Origin of the sequence: Yersinia kristensenii (assembly GCF_900460525.1) — a bacterium.
Lineage (GTDB): Bacteria > Pseudomonadota > Gammaproteobacteria > Enterobacterales > Enterobacteriaceae > Yersinia > Yersinia kristensenii.
Map to the genome: position 1 here is coordinate 2,382,587 of NZ_UHIY01000001.1, position 19,567 is coordinate 2,402,153.

Genomic DNA, 19,567 nt, shown 5'->3' on the forward strand with positions numbered 1-19,567 from the left:
TAAGGGGAAAATTGCTTGTCTGGAGCTTGGCGGGAGTAACGATGTTGGCCAGTGACCGGCAGCCACCTGTCAGGGGAATGCCGGGCCTGTAGCGATAAATTACTCTTGTTCCCTTCGCGGGTATTAACCCGATCAGGTTCCGCGGATCCCGAATTAACGGTCTCAGCCTGCGTTTGTTTTCCTCAGAAAACAGGTGCTAGGCACTCCGACAAGAATCGTTACTATACGAGGTTGAATTAAAACTACAAGCCCGTGCTGATCAGTGGGCTATTTTACCTGCTCTGTTTGAATAACTGGCTGGGCGGCTTGCCACGACTCGGCCGCCCATTGAATTAATTGATCTTCCAGCCGAAAACGGGCATCAAGTGATTCGCCGATATCAGATAAAGCTTGTTGAAACTCGGTGCAGCTATCGTCATCTATCTCAATGTTTGTATAGCGATCATGGAATGCCATGATAGTTTGAGTGTTATTTTTCAAAGCAGGATAAACTTTGGTGGTCAGAGCCATTTTCGGGCTGGATGCGCCTTCCACCTGTTTGATAATTCTGTCGTAGATATTGAAATGTCCGGAGGAGAGATAATCCACCAGATTATGACAAAAGTTCTCCAGCGCTTTTTCATTAAGCGGGGTATGCTTTTCTTTTTGCGGCTTAATACCGATCACTGTGCAATACGAGACTAAAAGTTCTTTACGTGCATGAAGCCATTGATCAATTAATTCATTACTGCCGCCAACGCGTTGAGTCAGGCTTTCCAGTCGGTTGAGCATGATCGACTCCGTAAGTAAGAAAAAGTAAAAGTGGGTTACAAAAATGTAACAAGCCGGATTCTAGATTGCCAGTGAAGTCGAGGTTGTGCAACAACGATATGGAACTACAACTTACAGGTAAAGAAAGTGGCTGGTGGATTGTCAGCCACGAGAACAAATTATGGTTACCAAACGGGGAGTTACCGCAGGGTAATGCAGCCAATTGGTCATTACAGGGCGCGACCGCACGGCAGATTGGTGAATGGCAAGGGCAGGCTGTTTGGCTGATTCGCCAGATGATGTCCACCGAGATGGGTTCAGTACGGCAATTGCTGGATGTCGATCGCGGTTTGTTTCAACTGGCGGGGCGCGGCGTACAATTGGCCGAGTTTTATCGATCTCACCGCTATTGTGGCTATTGTGGGCATCAAATGCATGCCAGCCGCACCGAGTGGGCTTGTCTGTGTAATCATTGCCGTGAACGTTATTATCCACAAATCGCCCCTTGCGTGATTGTTGCCATTCGCCGTGGTGATGAAATTTTATTGGCGCAACATGTTCGCCATCGTGGCGGTATTAACACTGTGTTGGCCGGGTTTGTCGAAGTGGGGGAGACGCTGGAACAGGCGGTTTCCCGCGAAGTGCTGGAAGAAAGTAATATCCACATTAAAAACCTGCGCTATGTGACGTCACAGCCGTGGCCATTCCCGCATTCACTGATGATGGCCTTTATGGCGGAGTATGATAGCGGTGAGCTACAACACGATCCTAAAGAGCTGTTGAATGCCGGTTGGTATCGCTATGACCAATTGCCATTACTGCCGCCGCCAGGCACCGTGGCACGCCGACTGATTGAAGATACCGTCGTATTATGTCGCGAAGAGCAGTTCAATGCGGGTGAGTAGCTAAAAACCGCCATTAGCCGCAACAGGAAAGTATTATCTGGCATGCTACAATGCGTGGAGATAATCAAGGGAGCTTTATCATGAATGAGTTGAAAAACGATCGTTATCTGCGCGCTTTACTACGCCAGCCGGTAGATGTGACTCCGGTGTGGATGATGCGCCAGGCAGGCCGCTATTTGCCAGAGTATAAAGCCACCCGTGCTATTGCCGGGGATTTTATGTCGCTGTGCAAAAATGCTGAGTTGGCCTGTGAAGTGACGATGCAACCCTTGCGTCGTTATCCGCTGGATGCGGCGATTCTTTTTTCAGACATTCTGACCATTCCTGATGCTATGGGGTTGGGGCTCTACTTTGAAACCGGCGAAGGCCCGCGTTTTCAATCCCCCATTACCTGCCGGGCTGATGTTGAAAAACTGCCCATTCCCGATCCAGAACAAGAATTGGGCTATGTTATGAACGCGGTGAGAACCATTCGCCGTGAGCTAGCCGGTGCGGTGCCATTAATTGGTTTTTCCGGTAGCCCATGGACTCTGGCGACCTATATGGTCGAGGGTGGCAGTAGCAAAGCTTTCACCAAACTGAAGAAAATGATGTATGCCGAGCCACAGACTTTGCATTTGTTGCTAGATAAATTGGCTGACAGTGTCATTTTGTACCTCAATGCTCAAATCAAAGCTGGCGCACAATCCGTGATGGTGTTTGATACTTGGGGTGGGGTGCTGACCGGGCGCGATTATGCTGAGTTCTCCTTGAATTACATGCATAAAATCGTCGATGGCCTGATCCGCGAAAACGACGGGCGTCGGGTTCCGGTCACTTTGTTTACCAAAGGCGGTGGGCAATGGTTAGAAGCGATGGCCGCGACGGGTTGTGATGCATTGGGGCTGGACTGGACTACGGATATTGCCGATGCGCGCCGCCGTGTGGGGGATAAAGTTGCTCTACAAGGCAATATGGACCCTTCTGTTCTTTATGCCCCCCCGGCGCGTATTGAAGAAGAAGTCAGCACGATTCTGGCCAGTTTTGGGCAAGGGGATGGGCATGTATTTAATCTGGGCCACGGTATCCATCAGGATGTCCCGCCAGAACATGCGGGTGCTTTTGTTAAGGCAGTCCATGCATTATCAAAGCCTTATCACCAAAAGTAATTAGTTTATAGACCGGGGAGCAGATGATAGACACCAAAGCGCTGCGGGCAGAACAGCAACAACGGGCATCTGAAATTAGTCTTCAAGATGATATTGCTAGTGATTCCGTGCGCTTTATTGCCGGGGCGGACGTGGGTTTTGAGCAGCAGGGGGAAGTCACCCGGGCAGCTATCGCGATTTTGCATTATCCCTCGTTGGAACTGGTGGAATATCAGGTTGCCCGCGTGGCAACTTCATTGCCGTATATCCCCGGTTTACTTTCCTTTCGTGAATATCCTGCATTATTAGCCGCTTGGAAGCTGTTACAGCAACGGCCTCAGTTGGTTTTTGTTGATGGGCAGGGTATTGCGCATCCCCGTCGTCTAGGGGTTGCCAGCCATTTTGGCTTACTCGTTGATGTTCCGACTATTGGTGTTGCCAAAAGCCGCCTGTGTGGGCACTTTGAGCCATTGGGTAACGATAATGGTGCATTACAGCCATTGTTTGATGCCGATGAGCAGCTTGGTTGGGTGTGGCGCAGCAAAGCGCGTTGTAATCCTTTGTTTATTTCGCCCGGTCATCGGGTGAGTGTGGGCAGTGCGTTGGAATGGGTGCAGCTTTGTATGGCGGGTTACCGTTTGCCGGAACCGACCCGTTGGGCCGATGCTATCGCCTCAAACCGCCCGCAATTTCAGCGGTGGTGTGCGGAAAAATCCTGATTTGCTTGGCAAGCATAGGGATATGATTTAATTTCGGGTACACTGCCGCGCAGATAATGAATAATGAGAACTTATAATGATACGCAATCCGATTCATCTACGTCTCGAGAAGCTGGAAAGTTGGCAACATCTGACTTTCATGGCGTGTTTATGTGAGCGGATGTATCCCAACTATCAGCAATTTTGTTTGGAAACCGAGTTTGGTGATCCGGCCGTTTATCGACGTATTCTGGATCTTATCTGGGAAACATTGGTAGTAAAAGATGCCAAGGTCAATTTTGATAGCCAGTTAGAGAAGCTGGAAGAGGCAATTCCTTCCGCTGATGACTATGCTATCTACGGCGTCTACCCAGCTATTGATGCATGTATTGCATTAAGTGAAGCTATTCATTCGCGTTTGAGTGGCGAAACACTGGAACATGCTATTGCTATCAGCGAAGCGTCCATCCGCACTGTTGCGATGTTAGAAATGACTTTGGCTGGTAAAGAAATGACCGATGAAGAACTGAAAATCTTACCTGCGATTGAAGAGGAATGGGATATTCAATGGGAGATTTTCCGCCTGTTAGCTGACTGCGAAGAGCGCGACTTGGATCTGATCAAAGGGTTACGATCTGACCTACGGGAAGCGGCTGTTAGCAACATTGGCATAAATTTAACGCAATAAGGCAAGAAAACGTGATTTAACGCCTGATTTGTCACGTCTTAAGGCTTCACATCTGCCCCCTGTCTGTTCTACATTTGGGGGGCGAAAAAAAGTGGCTATCGGTGCGTGTATGCAGGAGAGTGCTGTCCATCGGCATATCCGTCGCACTTGATGCTTTGCAAACGATAAACACACTGTAAGGATAACTTATGAATAAGACTCAACTGATTGACGTAATCGCGGACAAAGCGGACCTTTCTAAAGTACAAGCAAAAGCTGCTTTGGAGTCCACATTGGCTGCAATTACCGAATCTCTGAAAGAGGGTGATGCAGTACAATTGGTTGGTTTCGGTACTTTCAAAGTAAACCATCGTAATGAGCGCACTGGCCGCAACCCACAGACCGGTAAAGAAATCAAAATTGCTGCAGCTAATGTGCCAGCGTTTGTTTCTGGTAAGGCATTGAAAGACGCTGTTAAATCTTAATAGTGTGTCAGTGAAAATAATAAACAAGGGGGTGGCAAAGCCCCTTTTGTTTATGCAGCGGGTGCTGATGACCCTCGGTTTAGCCTTTGGTCTCAGTGCTTGTAGCAGTCAATCCGGCCCTCCCCAATTCAGTGCCAGCGGTTATATCGCCGACAGCGGTGTGGTGCGCATATGGCGTCAGGATAATACACAGCAGCAGCCACAAGTGCTGATGAGCGTCTACAGTCCCTACTCGGGGGATAATACCCGCGTGACCTTCTACGAATATCAAAATGGCGTATTACGAGAAATCCGACGCAATGATTTAGGGCATAACCCGCAAAGTGTCGAATTACGTTTTGATGAGCAAGGGCAGGTCAGTTTTATGCAACGCCAGCTGGCGACACGCCGTGAGCAACTCTCTGCGGATAATATTGCAGTTTATCAGTTAGAGGCTAAGCGAGTTTTGGAGCTGAGCACAGCATTGCGCGTGGGCAACATTCGGTTAATCCAGGGACGTTGGCAGGACGGCATCGTGACAACTTGCGCCGGGAAGACAATACGCCCGAACCTTGATGATAATTCGCAATCATGGTTGACCAAACGCGGTGCGAATAGTGCGGAACCTTTGGGTATTGCATGGTTGGATTCACCGGAAGGTCAGCAATTGCTGTTGGTTGCCAATCAGGATTTCTGCAGTTGGGAACCTCAATCAGGCAGCTTGTAAGAAAACTGTTTGTAAGAAAACTGTTTGTAAGAAAAGGGGCACCGCGAACAGTACCCCTTTGAAAACCTTGAAGACTTATTTACCGCGAACAATTATTTCCCACGGGCAATTATTTTTCACGGGCAATCGCCCGATAGCCAATGTCTTTACGGCAGAAAGCACCTTCCCACTGAATGTCTTTCGCTAATTTGTACGCGTTCTGCTGTGCTTGGGCGACGGTTGCACCGAGTGCCGTGACACACAATACGCGGCCACCGCTGGTCACGACGTCATTATTGCTATTCAGTTTGGTACCGGCGTGGAACACTTTTCCCTCCGCTACTTCTTGCTGTGGTAGCCCATGAATAATATCACCTTGACGGTAATCAGCCGGGTAACCCCCTGCCGCCAAGACGACACCCAGTGACGGGCGTTCATCCCAATCAGACGTTTTCTCATTCAATTTGCCTTGCGCACCGGCTAAACATAGTTCAACCAAGTCAGAACGCATACGCAGCATTATTGGCTGAGTTTCTGGGTCACCAAAGCGGCAGTTGAATTCAATCACTTTCGGTTGCCCGTCGGCTGAGATCATCAAGCCTGCATAAAGGAAGCCGGTATAAACATTGCCTTCCGCTGCCATACCACGCACGGTTGGCCAAATAACCTGATCCATGACCCGTTGATGGACTTCATCCGTGACCACCGGTGCAGGAGAATAAGCGCCCATGCCGCCGGTATTCGGGCCGGTATCATTATCGCCAACGCGTTTGTGATCTTGGCTGGTGGCCATCGGTAACACGTTTTCGCCATCAACCATCACAATAAAGCTAGCTTCTTCGCCATCGAGGAACTCTTCCACCACGATACGGTGGCCGGCATCACCAAATGCATTGCCAGCCAGCATGTCATGAACAGCGGTTTCCGCCTCTTCCAGCGTCATCGCAACAATCACGCCTTTACCCGCAGCCAGTCCATCAGCCTTAATCACGATGGGCGCACCAATTTTGCGCACATAGGCTAAAGCCGGTTCTACCTCGGTAAAGTTCTGGTAAAACGCGGTTGGAATATGGTGGCGGGCCAGAAAGTCTTTGGTGAAAGCTTTAGAACCTTCAAGCTGAGCGGCGGCTTGGGTTGGGCCAAAGATAGTCAGACCTGCGGCGCGGAAAGCATCAACCACACCAATCACTAATGGTGCTTCCGGGCCAACAATGGTTAGGCCAATATCGTGGCTCTGAGCAAATGCCAGTAAACCGGCAATATCAGTGGCGGCGATATCGACATTTTCTAAACCAGGTTCCAGCGCAGTACCGGCATTACCTGGTGCAACATAAATTTTATCTGCTAAAGGCGACTGTGCTGCTTTCCAGCCCAACGCATGCTCGCGCCCGCCATTACCAATAATCAAAATATTCATTTGGATGACTCCGTTAAGCGGTTTAATTAATGACGGAAATGGCGCATGTCGGTAAAGATCATCGCGATATCGTGTTCATCGGCGGCGGCAATCACTTCATCGTCACGAATAGAACCGCCCGGTTGGATAACACAGGTGATCCCGACGGCGGCGGCGGCATCAATACCATCGCGGAATGGGAAGAATGCATCAGAGGCCATGGCCGATCCCGCCACTTCCAATCCCTCATCAGCCGCTTTTATGCCGGCTATTTTGGCGGAATATACACGGCTCATCTGGCCTGCGCCTATCCCGATAGTCATATTGTCGCGCGCATAGACAATCGCGTTTGATTTAACGAATTTAGCCACTTTCCAACAGAAGAGAGCATCACGTAGCTCTTGATCGGTCGGTTGGCGTTTGGATACCACACGCAGATCCGCCGCAGTCACCATGCCTAAATCGCGGTCTTGCACTAACAAGCCGCCATTGACACGTTTGAAATCCAGACCGGCAGAACGTTCTTGCCACTGACCACAAGTCAGAACACGGACATTCTGTTTAGCGGCTAACAGCGCCAATGCTTCAGCACTGACGGAGGGCGCGATAATGACTTCAACGAATTGGCGGCTGATAATAGCGCTGGCTGTTTCGGCATCTAATTCACGGTTAAAGGCAATAATGCCGCCGAAAGCTGACGTCGGGTCAGTTTTATAGGCTTTGTCGTAAGCCGACAACAGAGAGTCAGCAATAGCCACGCCGCAAGGGTTGGCGTGCTTGACGATAACACAGGCCGGTTCACTGAATTCTTTCACACACTCAAGTGCGGCATCGGTATCGGCGATGTTGTTGTAGGAGAGCGCCTTGCCCTGCAATTGCTGGGCGGTGGCCACTGAGGCTTCTGTGACGTTTTCTTCTATATAGAAGGCGGCTTGCTGGTGGCTGTTCTCACCGTAACGCATATCCTGTTTCTTTATATAGTTAAGATTCAGAGTGCGAGGGAAATGGCCTGATGGCTGCTCGGTATCACCATGATAAGGTGGCACCAGCGCGCCGAAGTAGTTGGCAATCATACTGTCGTAAGCGGCAGTGTGCTCGAATGCTTTGATAGCCAGGTCGAAACGAGTGGGGTAAGTCAGTGAGCCTTCATTCTCATCCAGCTCAGCAATAATCGCAGGGTAGTCGCTGCTCTTAACCACAATCGCGACATCTTTATGGTTCTTGGCCGCAGAGCGCACCATGGTTGGGCCACCGATATCAATATTCTCAACCGCATCTTCCAGTGAGCAATCCGGTCGGGCAACCGTCTGAGCAAACGGATACAAGTTTACGACGACAATATCAATGGGCTGAATGTCATGTTGAGCCATGATGCCGTCGTCTTGGCCACGACGGCCTAAAATGCCGCCATGTACTTTTGGATGCAAAGTCTTAACGCGTCCGTCCATCATTTCCGGGAAACCGGTGTAGTCAGATACTTCGGTGACAGGCAAACCGGCATCAGCCAGCAGTCGGGCAGTCCCACCGGTGGAAAGTAACTCGATACCACGCTGAGAAAGAGCGGCGGCGAATTCGATGATACCAGCTTTGTCGGACACACTGAGTAGAGCACGGCGGATTGGGCGGCGTTGTTGCATGGTTTTATCCCTTGGCTTTGGAGTCGCAGTTATTCTTCACAATCATTCAATAGAGCGTTATATGAATCCCTCCTTCTATATAGATAGCTATATAGAGAAAGGAGCAGATTCAGATAACGTCCCAAACAGGGGGTAAAGTCCGTTGGCGATGACTTTCAGGGAGAGATTTGCCCTCTACAACATTAAAATACGCTTTATCACGTACCTCATTACCCCATTTTCTAAAAAATCACCCCGTGCCATCGATATTTTGCCGACGAGGTCACTCTTTTTCGACGCGGGGAATTGTAGCGAAAACGATTGCGTGATGCTCGTCAATTTTGAGCACAGATTCAATCTGTGGATAAGTTTGTGCACAACTTGGTATAAAGAGGGGTTTTGCTGTGGAATGCAGCAAACAGTCATTTTTATTGAAATTAGCGGTTGCGGGCGGCTGAGAACTCCCTATAATGCGCATCCATCGAGACGGCACACAACGAATCAAGTAGTTAAGTGACCGGCGAAGAGAACAGAGAAATTCAACGAAATTAAGTGTTGACTCTGAATGAGGAAAGCGTAATATGCGCACCTCGCGTTACCAACCACGTGTTGCTAACGCACTGCTCTTTAACAATTTATCAGACAATCTGTGTGGGCACTCGCAAGACGATATCGAAGCCTGTTTCGACAGGCAGAAGAAATATCAAAGTCTTGAAGAGTGACCAAAGCAGTACACATTTGAACTTCGGTTCGAATGCATATTTGCAGAAAGTAATCTTTGAGCATCGCTATGTTAACTCATAGCAAATCAAACAAATCTTAAATTGAAGAGTTTGATCATGGCTCAGATTGAACGCTGGCGGCAGGCCTAACACATGCAAGTCGAGCGGCAGCGGGAAGTAGTTTACTACTTTGCCGGCGAGCGGCGGACGGGTGAGTAATGTCTGGGAAACTGCCTGATGGAGGGGGATAACTACTGGAAACGGTAGCTAATACCGCATGACCTCGCAAGAGCAAAGTGGGGGACCTTCGGGCCTCACGCCATCGGATGTGCCCAGATGGGATTAGCTAGTAGGTGGGGTAATGGCTCACCTAGGCGACGATCCCTAGCTGGTCTGAGAGGATGACCAGCCACACTGGAACTGAGACACGGTCCAGACTCCTACGGGAGGCAGCAGTGGGGAATATTGCACAATGGGCGCAAGCCTGATGCAGCCATGCCGCGTGTGTGAAGAAGGCCTTCGGGTTGTAAAGCACTTTCAGCGAGGAGGAAGGGTTCAGTGTTAATAGCACTGAGCATTGACGTTACTCGCAGAAGAAGCACCGGCTAACTCCGTGCCAGCAGCCGCGGTAATACGGAGGGTGCAAGCGTTAATCGGAATTACTGGGCGTAAAGCGCACGCAGGCGGTTTGTTAAGTCAGATGTGAAATCCCCGCGCTTAACGTGGGAACTGCATTTGAAACTGGCAAGCTAGAGTCTTGTAGAGGGGGGTAGAATTCCAGGTGTAGCGGTGAAATGCGTAGAGATCTGGAGGAATACCGGTGGCGAAGGCGGCCCCCTGGACAAAGACTGACGCTCAGGTGCGAAAGCGTGGGGAGCAAACAGGATTAGATACCCTGGTAGTCCACGCTGTAAACGATGTCGACTTGGAGGTTGTGCCCTTGAGGCGTGGCTTCCGGAGCTAACGCGTTAAGTCGACCGCCTGGGGAGTACGGCCGCAAGGTTAAAACTCAAATGAATTGACGGGGGCCCGCACAAGCGGTGGAGCATGTGGTTTAATTCGATGCAACGCGAAGAACCTTACCTACTCTTGACATCCACAGAACTTAGCAGAGATGCTTAGGTGCCTTCGGGAACTGTGAGACAGGTGCTGCATGGCTGTCGTCAGCTCGTGTTGTGAAATGTTGGGTTAAGTCCCGCAACGAGCGCAACCCTTATCCTTTGTTGCCAGCACGTAATGGTGGGAACTCAAGGGAGACTGCCGGTGACAAACCGGAGGAAGGTGGGGATGACGTCAAGTCATCATGGCCCTTACGAGTAGGGCTACACACGTGCTACAATGGCAGATACAAAGTGAAGCGAACTCGCGAGAGCAAGCGGACCACATAAAGTCTGTCGTAGTCCGGATTGGAGTCTGCAACTCGACTCCATGAAGTCGGAATCGCTAGTAATCGTAGATCAGAATGCTACGGTGAATACGTTCCCGGGCCTTGTACACACCGCCCGTCACACCATGGGAGTGGGTTGCAAAAGAAGTAGGTAGCTTAACTTTCGGGAGGGCGCTTACCACTTTGTGATTCATGACTGGGGTGAAGTCGTAACAAGGTAACCGTAGGGGAACCTGCGGTTGGATCACCTCCTTACCTAACGATACGCATTGCGCAGTGTCCACACAGATTGTCTGATGAATGTCAATGAGCAAGAGCACCTGTTGATGAGGGTGATGACTTGTGTTGTAAAACCTCGATATTGAGATTTCACTGCATCAGTCGTTCGAATGTGTCACCACATTCTCACCTTTACACAAAAATACTGAATCTGTGATTTAGTAGAAATTTTTGTGTCCCCATCGTCTAGAGGCCTAGGACGCTGCCCTTTCACGGCTGTAACAGGGGTTCGAATCCCCTTGGGGACGCCACTCCGATAATGTGTGAAAGACATTATCACCTGAATATCTTAAAGATGACTTTAACGAGTCGTGTTTAAGATATTGCTCTTTAACAATCTGGAACAAGCTGAAAATTGAAACAATACAGCTGAAACTTATCTCTCCGTAGATGTACTGAGATAAGGATTAACCTGTATTAGAGTCTCTCAAATAATCGCAATGCTAATGTGTTTATCATTGTTGCAGTGTGAGCGAGAAGATACTCAGCAAGGCGTACAGCGCACAGCAACCGGAGTGAACTCTACGTTCATGAGGATTGCGCGCACTGCACAACAACGCAGAGTGTGTTCGCAGCCACACCAATAAAGAAGAAACACCTTCGGGTTGTGAGGTTAAGCGACTAAGCGTACACGGTGGATGCCTAGGCAGTCAGAGGCGATGAAGGGCGTGCTAATCTGCGAAAAGCGTCGGTAAGGTGATATGAACCGTTATAACCGACGATACCCGAATGGGGAAACCCAGTGCAATTCGTTGCACTATTGCATGGTGAATACATAGCCATGCAAGGCGAACCGGGGGAACTGAAACATCTAAGTACCCCGAGGAAAAGAAATCAACCGAGATTCCCCTAGTAGCGGCGAGCGAACGGGGAGGAGCCCAGAGTCTGAATCAGTTTGTGTGTTAGTGGAAGCGTCTGGAAAGTCGCAGGGTACAGGGTGATACTCCCGTACACAAAAACACACTTGCTGTGAACTCGATGAGTAGGGCGGGACACGTGACATCCTGTCTGAATATGGGGGGACCATCCTCCAAGGCTAAATACTCCTGACTGACCGATAGTGAACCAGTACCGTGAGGGAAAGGCGAAAAGAACCCCGGCGAGGGGAGTGAAATAGAACCTGAAACCGTGTACGTACAAGCAGTGGGAGCACCTTCGTGGTGTGACTGCGTACCTTTTGTATAATGGGTCAGCGACTTATATTTTGTAGCAAGGTTAACCGAATAGGGGAGCCGTAGGGAAACCGAGTCTTAACTGGGCGTCTAGTTGCAAGGTATAGACCCGAAACCCGGTGATCTAGCCATGGGCAGGTTGAAGGTTGGGTAACACTAACTGGAGGACCGAACCGACTAATGTTGAAAAATTAGCGGATGACTTGTGGCTGGGGGTGAAAGGCCAATCAAACCGGGAGATAGCTGGTTCTCCCCGAAAGCTATTTAGGTAGCGCCTCGTGAACTCATCTTCGGGGGTAGAGCACTGTTTCGGCTAGGGGGCCATCCCGGCTTACCAAACCGATGCAAACTCCGAATACCGAAGAATGTTATCACGGGAGACACACGGCGGGTGCTAACGTCCGTCGTGAAGAGGGAAACAACCCAGACCGCCAGCTAAGGTCCCAAAGTCATGGTTAAGTGGGAAACGATGTGGGAAGGCATAGACAGCCAGGATGTTGGCTTAGAAGCAGCCATCATTTAAAGAAAGCGTAATAGCTCACTGGTCGAGTCGGCCTGCGCGGAAGATGTAACGGGGCTAAACCATGCACCGAAGCTGCGGCAGCGACGCTTAGGCGTTGTTGGGTAGGGGAGCGTTCTGTAAGCCGTTGAAGGTGACCTGTGAGGGTTGCTGGAGGTATCAGAAGTGCGAATGCTGACATAAGTAACGATAATGCGGGTGAAAAACCCGCACGCCGGAAGACCAAGGGTTCCTGTCCAACGTTAATCGGGGCAGGGTGAGTCGACCCCTAAGGCGAGGCTGAAAAGCGTAGTCGATGGGAAACAGGTTAATATTCCTGTACTTGGTGTTACTGCGAAGGGGGGACGGAGAAGGCTAGGCTAGCCGGGCGACGGTTGTCCCGGTTTAAGCATGTAGGCGGAGTGACTTGGTAAATCCGGTTGCTTATCAACGCTGAGGTGTGATGACGAGTCACTACGGTGATGAAGTAGTTGATGCCAAGCTTCCAGGAAAAGCCTCTAAGCATCAGGTAACATTAAATCGTACCCCAAACCGACACAGGTGGTCAGGTAGAGAATACTCAGGCGCTTGAGAGAACTCGGGTGAAGGAACTAGGCAAAATGGTGCCGTAACTTCGGGAGAAGGCACGCTGGCATTAGGTAAAGAGATTTGCTCTCGGAGCTGAAGCCAGTCGCAGATACCAGCTGGCTGCAACTGTTTAATAAAAACACAGCACTGTGCAAACACGAAAGTGGACGTATACGGTGTGACGCCTGCCCGGTGCTGGAAGGTTAATTGATGGGGTCAGCCGCAAGGCGAAGCTCTTGATCGAAGCCCCAGTAAACGGCGGCCGTAACTATAACGGTCCTAAGGTAGCGAAATTCCTTGTCGGGTAAGTTCCGACCTGCACGAATGGCGTAATGATGGCCAGGCTGTCTCCACCCGAGACTCAGTGAAATTGAACTCGCTGTGAAGATGCAGTGTACCCGCGGCAAGACGGAAAGACCCCGTGAACCTTTACTATAGCTTGACACTGAACATTGAGCCTTGATGTGTAGGATAGGTGGGAGGCATTGAAGTGTGGACGCCAGTCTGCATGGAGCCAACCTTGAAATACCACCCTTTAATGTTTGATGTTCTAACTCGGCCCCGTGATCCGGGGTGAGGACAGTGTCTGGTGGGTAGTTTGACTGGGGCGGTCTCCTCCCAAAGAGTAACGGAGGAGCACGAAGGTTAGCTAATCACGGTCGGACATCGTGAGGTTAGTGCAAAGGCATAAGCTAGCTTGACTGCGAGAGTGACGGCTCGAGCAGGTACGAAAGTAGGTCTTAGTGATCCGGTGGTTCTGAATGGAAGGGCCATCGCTCAACGGATAAAAGGTACTCCGGGGATAACAGGCTGATACCGCCCAAGAGTTCATATCGACGGCGGTGTTTGGCACCTCGATGTCGGCTCATCACATCCTGGGGCTGAAGTAGGTCCCAAGGGTATGGCTGTTCGCCATTTAAAGTGGTACGCGAGCTGGGTTTAGAACGTCGTGAGACAGTTCGGTCCCTATCTGCCGTGGGCGTTGGAAGATTGAGAGGGGCTGCTCCTAGTACGAGAGGACCGGAGTGGACGAATCACTGGTGTTCGGGTTGTCATGCCAATGGCATTGCCCGGTAGCTAAATTCGGAAGAGATAACCGCTGAAAGCATCTAAGCGGGAAACTTGCCTCGAGATGAGTCTTCCCTGGGGCTTTAAGCCCCCTGAAGGAACGTTAAAGACTATGACGTTGATAGGCTGGGTGTGTAAGTGCAGCGATGCATTGAGCTAACCAGTACTAATGATCCGTGAGGCTTAACCTTACAACACCGAAGGTGTTTTGTATTTGAGAGATTGATTGATATTTTCAGCGAAGTTCCGAGATTGGGCTGACTGGCGAGGTAGAGATACTGAGCGGGTTAGTTTAGACAGAATTTGCCTGGCGGCCATAGCGCGGTGGACCCACCTGACTCCATGCCGAACTCAGAAGTGAAACGCCGTAGCGCCGATGGTAGTGTGGGGTCTCCCCATGCGAGAGTAGGACACTGCCAGGCATCAAATAAAGCCGAGACCCCATGCCAAAAGCGTGGGGTTTTTGCTATGTGAAGAATATAAAAACTGTAGAAATAGGTTTTTTACATGGAATTTAGCGTGGGTTTTATATTTGAAGCGCCGAATAGATGAGAAGGCTACCCTGCGGGTGGCCTTTTTGCGTTTAGTTCGGATGAAAATCCATACTTTTACGGATATCCTCTAAGATATTAGTTTCTTGTGCCAGAGGTAGCCGGGTGAGAATAATAGAAAGGTCTAAATCTGATTGGTAAGGAACAGCACTGCCCTCTGCTACGCTACCGTAAATATAGATACTGTGAATTAAATTACTAAGTTGTTGGTTTAGTAAGTAGCATACATTTTCAACAACAATTTCAAATTCACGCTGAATACCCGAGAACGCGATAGTTTCTATAAATCCATCAGCATTTACTGCCATAATGTCCTCAGTCTTACAGTTTGATCTAACGAGCTTAATTAGTTAACTGCCTGATAGAGGCCATAGCCGGTCACTGCGCCAGCGACATCCCAGGCAAAATCTTTCCAACTCCAGCCAGTGCCACCTTGACGGCTATCATATAGCTCCTTAGCTGCGCCGATACTTATCGAGAATAGTAAACCGAAATTGCGGCTTTTTGCATCTGACCAATTCTGATGTTCGCCATAGGCTGTACCCGCAGCGGCTAGTGCAGCAGAGGCAAAAAAATGTTGGGCTTTATCTTTTCCTGTCCAGCTGTCGTTAGCCATATGGGTACATGCGGAGCTGGTGAAAAGTAGCGGGGTAATAATTAAAGGACGAAGATAAGGTGGACACCACATACCGTCTCTCCTGGCTAGAGACAGAAAACCCGGCAATAGAACCAGGTTTTTTGTTTTAATTTTACAGAATACGGCTAATGAGCCGGTCGATGCGAATTCTGCGTAAGCGGCGTATCAGTTTGCGTACCTTGACTGGATATTGTTGAATATTTTCTAGCTCAAGATAGTGTGAAACCACTTTAGTATGCGTTCGAATGCATTCCAGTTCTTTTGCACGCTGCTCATGCATCTCATGCTTAGGGTCGTGGATCAAAATGGCATTTTCCAGATCCAGACGCCATGCACGTGGATTCAGGTTATTACCGGTGATCAGCTGCCAGTTATTATCTACCCACATCCCTTTCAGATGATAAGTATTGTCGCCATCTTTCCATAAACGAACAATCAGTTGACCATTATCCACAAAGCGCTGTAAGCGACTTAGGAAGCGGCGTAAGTTGATTTCATATAAGTACGGTAAAGCGCCAATGATTTTAAACGGCTGATCTTCCGGGATATAAAAGTCGTTCGCTGTTTTGTCGCCAACAATAATCTCAACCTGTTTACCTTCGCGCAGTAGATAAATGATATTGCGAACTAACAATGCGGGCAGATTGAAATAGGGCGTACAAATAGTAAGGCGTTCATCCGCGGAAGCCATTAAATGATGAATAGTTTTGTTGAGTTGGCTTTTTTTACCTAACCCAACCAACGGAGTCACGGCTAATTCATCATTGCCAGCTTGTGCTGGAAATTGATAACCAATATCTCGCAGTGATGATCGAAACTGCCGAGTTTCATTTTTGATTTCAGGATTGGTAGGGCGATCAGCGCGATCGAGGCGTTGAACCGCACCGGCACTCAGTACCCGTTGCTTCACATAATCAACCATAATATTGGCTAATGATGGATTCGTGATTAACTGGTAGCGATCATAGCGATACTTATCGTTTTGATAAAGATAGACATCATTGATGCTGGCACCGCTATAAATCACAGTGTCATCAATGATAAAACCTTTCAGATGCAATACACCAAGGGCTTCACGGGTATTCACCGGAACACCATAAACTGGTACACAGATATCCGGATGCTTGTCTGCCATCTCACAATACCAATCTGCATTAGTATTAACAGCGGCGGCCCCGATGCGGCCACGTTGGGCGCGATGCCAATCTACTAATACACAAATTTCCAGCTCAGGATACCGCTGTTTGGCTTGATAGAGAGCACTCATCACATCGCGGCCTGCATCATCCTGCTCAAGGTAAAGCGCCACCAGATAGATACGTTTGGTCGCCTGGCCTATTAATTCCAGCAGAGTAGAGCGGAAAACCTTGGGGCAATAAAGCGTTTGGACATCATCAACTGACTGGGGGAGTTTGGGCAGTTGTGCAAGGTGTTGTTGATGTTTGCTACGTTTGAATTTTGACAACATCACAGTGCGCTTCTTCTCTTGTTATTTGATGGCAGAACCGCCATATCCAAAAAAACACTAATCCATAGAGTCGGGCGATAATACCACTACTTTTCCGGATTGTGCGCAAGTTTTGCCAACCGTAGACCGAATCGCTTATCTATGTGGCCTATATCACAGCGATTCAGGTGATTGAAATCAAAGTGTCAGCTCCAGATTAACGATGCCATCTTCCATTTGTACATCAATACTAAAACCCAGTTTTTTCGCCAATCCAATCATGCCCCTATTATTGGGCATGGTGACAGCTGTTAGCCGAGTTAGCCCATGGCTGCGGGTATACTGGATCATCTTCTCAAGCAACTCTCGTCCCAGCCCCAATCCTTTTAAATCTGAGCGCACCAAGACGGCGAACTCCGCATCAATATTATCAGGATCAGATAGCGCCCGCGTAACACCAATAATTTCCGAGCCTGTTGTATTTTGACGCACTGCAACAAAGGCCATTTCTCGATCATAGTCAATCTGTGTCATGTTAGCCAAATCATCGTGACTGAATTCGTTGATTTCACTGAAGTAGCGATAGTAAAGATCTTCTTTAGTGACTTGATCAATAAACAGTTTTAGCAGCGGCTCATCCTCCGGCAAAATAGGACGGAATAAGCAATGGGAACCGTCTTTTAGTATCACGGTTTGTTCTAACTCGTGCGGGTAGGGGCGGATAGCCAGGCGCGCTTGTGGGTCGCCAGTGATGGGGGCCAACTGCATTGATACATCCAGCAGTGTGAACTCACTGCCAGAAGCAAGCACTGGGTGAATATCTAAACGTGAGATTTCAGGGCAATCAAGAATCAGGTTAGAGACTTGCACTAACAAACGGCTTAAACCGGGGATATCCAGAGGTTGTAGTGAACCACGGCTGCGGATTTTCCCACCTTTGACCGCCTGGATTATCAGATAGCGGGCTAACGCCATATTGAGTGGCGGTAATGCAACTGCAGCTTGCGTTTCATGGTGCCATTCAATGCCACCTTCCCCCAGCATAATGAGCGGGCCGAAAATGGCATCTTGCTCCACCGCAATTCGCAGCTCCTGAGCTCCAGCGCGGTTTGCCATACTTTGCACTAATAAACCGTCGATACGGGCTTGGGGATAGGTGCGTTTGACTCGATCAAGAATATCGTCCGCTGCCCGTTGCACTTCCATTGCGGTACGCAGGTATAACATGACTCCTTGAACTTCGGATTTATGTGCAATATCTGGCGAACGCAATTTGATGGCAACCGGATAACCCAACCGCTCAGCAATGTGTACTGCTTCGACACTGTCACTGGCAATCCAGGTTGGCAACATGCTGAGGCCATAGGCTTCAAGGATCGGCTGCACTTCATGGGTATCAAGTTGGGTCGTTCCTTCTGCTAAGGCCTGGCGAATTAACTGGTGCACATGGGCGGTATTGGCTGTGAGGCCGATAGGCAAGGCCGGTGTTTCTTTCAACTGCTTTTGGTTGCGGCGATATTCGACCATGTGCATAAATGCGGTTATCGCGCCTTCTGGCGTGCGATAGGTCGGAATACCGGCCTCCGTGAATAAACGGCGAGCATCTTGTGATGAATATTCACCGCACCAGTTAGTCAGCAAAGTAATACGCTTGCCGCGTGGGTGCTGGCGGATAGCAGATATCAATAACTCAGCGGTTTTACTGCCCGGCGCTGCCGCGCTTGGTGAGTGAATTAGCAGTAGGGCGTCATAATCGGTACTGTCCAATAAGGGTTTAAGCGCTGCTAAATAGCGCTCAGCGCTAGCATCATCCCGCAGGTCTATCGGGTTTCGTAAGGAAACAAAAGAAGGCAGTGCCGCGCTCAGGGCGGATTGAGTGGTATCAGACAGTGTTGCCAGCTTGCCATTACGGCTAATCAGCTCATCCAAGGCCATTGCCGCCGGGGCAGCGCCATTGCTGACAATCAGTAGCCGCTCACCGCGCAATGGGTGCATGTGGCTCAGGGTTTCGACTGCCGAGAATAGCTCGTGCGTATCTTGAACCCGCAACAGGCCAGCGCGCTGAATGGCTGCATCATAGGCGGCATCCAACCCTTGCTGGCCATTGAGTAATTGCTGGGCACGTTGGCTGCGGCCACTTTTGACTACCAGGATAGGTTTATTGCGCGAGGCACTGCGGGAGGCGGATAAGAAGCGGCGCGCATCACTGATATGCTCGATATACAACATGATAGCGCTGGTTTTCCCGTCTCTGGCAAGGAAGTCGAGTAAGTCATCGACATCAATATCCAGACTATCACCCAAAGCAATGAAGTAAGAGAAGCCCACTTCGCGTTGCTGCGCCCAGTCCAAAATGGTGTTGGCTACTGCCGCTGACTGGGAGATAAACGCCAGTCGGCCTTTTTTGATAGGCACTGGGGAGAAGCTGGCATTTAACCCTTGCCACGGTGCCAGTAAACCCAAGCTGTTTGGGCCAAGTAGGCGCATGTGGTGGCGTTGCGCGCAGGCTTTCAGCTCAGGGAATTGTTCAGTTGCCGCCGACAAGATAATCACGGCCTTACAGCCACGAGTGCCTAAATCTTCCAGCAGTGAAAGGTTACGGCGGTCATGGGTGCACAAAATGGCCAGGTCGGGGGTCATGGGCAGGCTAGCGATATTGGCGTAAGCCAACACACCGCACACGGCTTTATGAGTAGGAGTAACCGGCAGAATCGGGCCATTAAAGCCGCCATCGAGCAAATTACGCATCATCAGAAAACCCGCGCGTTCCGGTTTTTCGGATGCGCCAATGACCGCAATAGATTTAGGGCGCAGTAGGGCTTCTAATCCACGTTGGCTCATATTATCCCCGTCATCTTTCAAGTTGCGTAAGTTAAAGGCGGCTTTGC

At 49.7% G+C, this 19,567-nt stretch carries 14 protein-coding genes, 1 tRNA gene, 3 rRNA genes and 1 riboswitch; of the genes, 11 read left to right on the forward strand and 7 right to left on the reverse strand.

Going from position 1 to position 19,567, the window contains the following annotated elements:
- Positions 1–92 precede the first annotated feature (92 nt).
- Positions 93–218, reverse strand: a riboswitch (TPP riboswitch).
- A 49-nt stretch (positions 219–267) separates the two neighbouring features.
- Positions 268–771, reverse strand: coding sequence for an Rsd/AlgQ family anti-sigma factor (locus DX162_RS10910; RefSeq protein ID WP_004393596.1), 504 nt, complete (start codon positions 769–771; stop codon positions 268–270).
- A 98-nt stretch (positions 772–869) separates the two neighbouring features.
- Here DX162_RS10910 and nudC point away from each other — a divergent pair, with 98 nt between their 5' ends.
- From nudC to DX162_RS10940, 6 genes are all read left to right on the forward strand, one after another.
- A complete protein-coding gene (nudC, locus tag DX162_RS10915; protein WP_004393597.1) occupies positions 870–1,655 on the forward strand; it encodes an NAD(+) diphosphatase in 786 nt (261 codons plus the stop codon).
- A gap of 80 nt (positions 1,656–1,735) precedes the next feature.
- On the forward strand, positions 1,736–2,803 hold the full coding sequence (gene hemE, locus DX162_RS10920) for a uroporphyrinogen decarboxylase (RefSeq protein WP_032821296.1): 1,068 nt from the start codon (positions 1,736–1,738) through the stop codon (positions 2,801–2,803).
- Positions 2,804–2,826: 23 nt separating this feature from the next.
- Positions 2,827–3,501 (forward strand): deoxyribonuclease V, encoded by a 675-nt coding sequence (gene nfi / locus DX162_RS10925; RefSeq protein ID WP_004393599.1) that lies wholly within the window; start codon positions 2,827–2,829, stop codon positions 3,499–3,501.
- Positions 3,502–3,577: 76 nt separating this feature from the next.
- On the forward strand, positions 3,578–4,168 hold the full coding sequence (locus DX162_RS10930; RefSeq protein WP_038638459.1) for a YjaG family protein: 591 nt from the start codon (positions 3,578–3,580) through the stop codon (positions 4,166–4,168).
- A gap of 188 nt (positions 4,169–4,356) precedes the next feature.
- Positions 4,357–4,632: a nucleoid-associated protein HU-alpha gene (gene hupA / locus DX162_RS10935; protein WP_004393601.1), complete on the forward strand. Its 276-nt coding sequence runs from the start codon at positions 4,357–4,359 to the stop codon at positions 4,630–4,632.
- Between the two features lie 52 nt (positions 4,633–4,684).
- Positions 4,685–5,338, forward strand: coding sequence for a DUF1481 domain-containing protein (locus tag DX162_RS10940; protein ID WP_004393602.1), 654 nt, complete (start codon positions 4,685–4,687; stop codon positions 5,336–5,338).
- Positions 5,339–5,447: 109 nt separating this feature from the next.
- Here the strand turns inward: DX162_RS10940 and purD are convergent, their stop codons facing one another.
- Together purD and purH are read right to left on the reverse strand one after the other, a co-directional pair.
- Positions 5,448–6,734 (reverse strand): phosphoribosylamine--glycine ligase, encoded by a 1,287-nt coding sequence (gene purD / locus DX162_RS10945; protein WP_004393604.1) that lies wholly within the window; start codon positions 6,732–6,734, stop codon positions 5,448–5,450.
- A 26-nt stretch (positions 6,735–6,760) separates the two neighbouring features.
- A complete protein-coding gene (gene purH, locus DX162_RS10950) occupies positions 6,761–8,350 on the reverse strand; it encodes a bifunctional phosphoribosylaminoimidazolecarboxamide formyltransferase/IMP cyclohydrolase (RefSeq protein WP_004393605.1) in 1,590 nt (529 codons plus the stop codon).
- A gap of 560 nt (positions 8,351–8,910) precedes the next feature.
- Between purH and DX162_RS22290 the strand changes: the two genes are divergently transcribed.
- From DX162_RS22290 to rrf, 5 genes are all read left to right on the forward strand, one after another.
- Positions 8,911–9,051 carry a hypothetical protein gene (locus DX162_RS22290; RefSeq protein ID WP_162472779.1) on the forward strand — a complete coding sequence of 47 codons (141 nt, stop codon included), beginning with the start codon at positions 8,911–8,913 and terminating at the stop codon, positions 9,049–9,051.
- 99 nt (positions 9,052–9,150) lie between these two features.
- Positions 9,151–10,693 (forward strand): 16S ribosomal RNA (locus DX162_RS10965).
- Positions 10,694–10,892: 199 nt separating this feature from the next.
- Positions 10,893–10,968: transfer RNA gene (locus tag DX162_RS10970), tRNA-Glu, on the forward strand.
- A 360-nt stretch (positions 10,969–11,328) separates the two neighbouring features.
- Positions 11,329–14,235, forward strand: a 23S ribosomal RNA gene (locus DX162_RS10975).
- A gap of 115 nt (positions 14,236–14,350) precedes the next feature.
- Positions 14,351–14,466 (forward strand): 5S ribosomal RNA (gene rrf, locus DX162_RS10980).
- Together the 16S, 23S and 5S rRNA genes with 1 tRNA gene alongside form the textbook arrangement of a ribosomal RNA operon.
- Positions 14,467–14,627: 161 nt before the next feature.
- Here the strand turns inward: rrf and DX162_RS10985 are convergent.
- From DX162_RS10985 to DX162_RS11000, 4 genes are all read right to left on the reverse strand, one after another.
- Positions 14,628–14,903 (reverse strand): nucleotidyltransferase domain-containing protein, encoded by a 276-nt coding sequence (locus DX162_RS10985; protein WP_004392951.1) that lies wholly within the window; start codon positions 14,901–14,903, stop codon positions 14,628–14,630.
- 38 nt (positions 14,904–14,941) lie between these two features.
- Entirely contained in the window at positions 14,942–15,283 is a 342-nt protein-coding gene (locus DX162_RS10990; RefSeq protein WP_032821084.1) for a YfiM family lipoprotein, read from the reverse strand.
- 61 nt (positions 15,284–15,344) lie between these two features.
- Positions 15,345–16,697 carry a CDP-diacylglycerol--serine O-phosphatidyltransferase gene (gene pssA / locus DX162_RS10995; protein ID WP_373920349.1) on the reverse strand — a complete coding sequence of 451 codons (1,353 nt, stop codon included), beginning with the start codon at positions 16,695–16,697 and terminating at the stop codon, positions 15,345–15,347.
- Between the two features lie 180 nt (positions 16,698–16,877).
- A complete protein-coding gene (locus DX162_RS11000; RefSeq protein WP_032821081.1) occupies positions 16,878–19,520 on the reverse strand; it encodes a bifunctional acetate--CoA ligase family protein/GNAT family N-acetyltransferase in 2,643 nt (880 codons plus the stop codon).
- Between the last annotated feature and the right edge of the window lie 47 nt (positions 19,521–19,567).

Coding starts and splice junctions, on each gene's coding strand:
- DX162_RS11000 (WP_032821081.1), bottom strand. CDS start 19,520: ATGAGCCAACGTGGATTAGAAGCCCTACTGCGCCCTAAATCTATTGCG.
- hupA (WP_004393601.1), top strand. CDS start 4,357: ATGAATAAGACTCAACTGATTGACGTAATCGCGGACAAAGCGGACCTT.
- DX162_RS10930 (WP_038638459.1), top strand. CDS start 3,578: ATGATACGCAATCCGATTCATCTACGTCTCGAGAAGCTGGAAAGTTGG.
- DX162_RS10985 (WP_004392951.1), bottom strand. CDS start 14,903: ATGGCAGTAAATGCTGATGGATTTATAGAAACTATCGCGTTCTCGGGT.
- DX162_RS10990 (WP_032821084.1), bottom strand. CDS start 15,283: ATGTGGTGTCCACCTTATCTTCGTCCTTTAATTATTACCCCGCTACTT.
- DX162_RS10940 (WP_004393602.1), top strand. CDS start 4,685: ATGCAGCGGGTGCTGATGACCCTCGGTTTAGCCTTTGGTCTCAGTGCT.
- nudC (WP_004393597.1), top strand. CDS start 870: ATGGAACTACAACTTACAGGTAAAGAAAGTGGCTGGTGGATTGTCAGC.
- DX162_RS10910 (WP_004393596.1), bottom strand. CDS start 771: ATGCTCAACCGACTGGAAAGCCTGACTCAACGCGTTGGCGGCAGTAAT.
- hemE (WP_032821296.1), top strand. CDS start 1,736: ATGAATGAGTTGAAAAACGATCGTTATCTGCGCGCTTTACTACGCCAG.
- nfi (WP_004393599.1), top strand. CDS start 2,827: ATGATAGACACCAAAGCGCTGCGGGCAGAACAGCAACAACGGGCATCT.
- purD (WP_004393604.1), bottom strand. CDS start 6,734: ATGAATATTTTGATTATTGGTAATGGCGGGCGCGAGCATGCGTTGGGC.
- DX162_RS22290 (WP_162472779.1), top strand. CDS start 8,911: ATGCGCACCTCGCGTTACCAACCACGTGTTGCTAACGCACTGCTCTTT.
- purH (WP_004393605.1), bottom strand. CDS start 8,350: ATGCAACAACGCCGCCCAATCCGCCGTGCTCTACTCAGTGTGTCCGAC.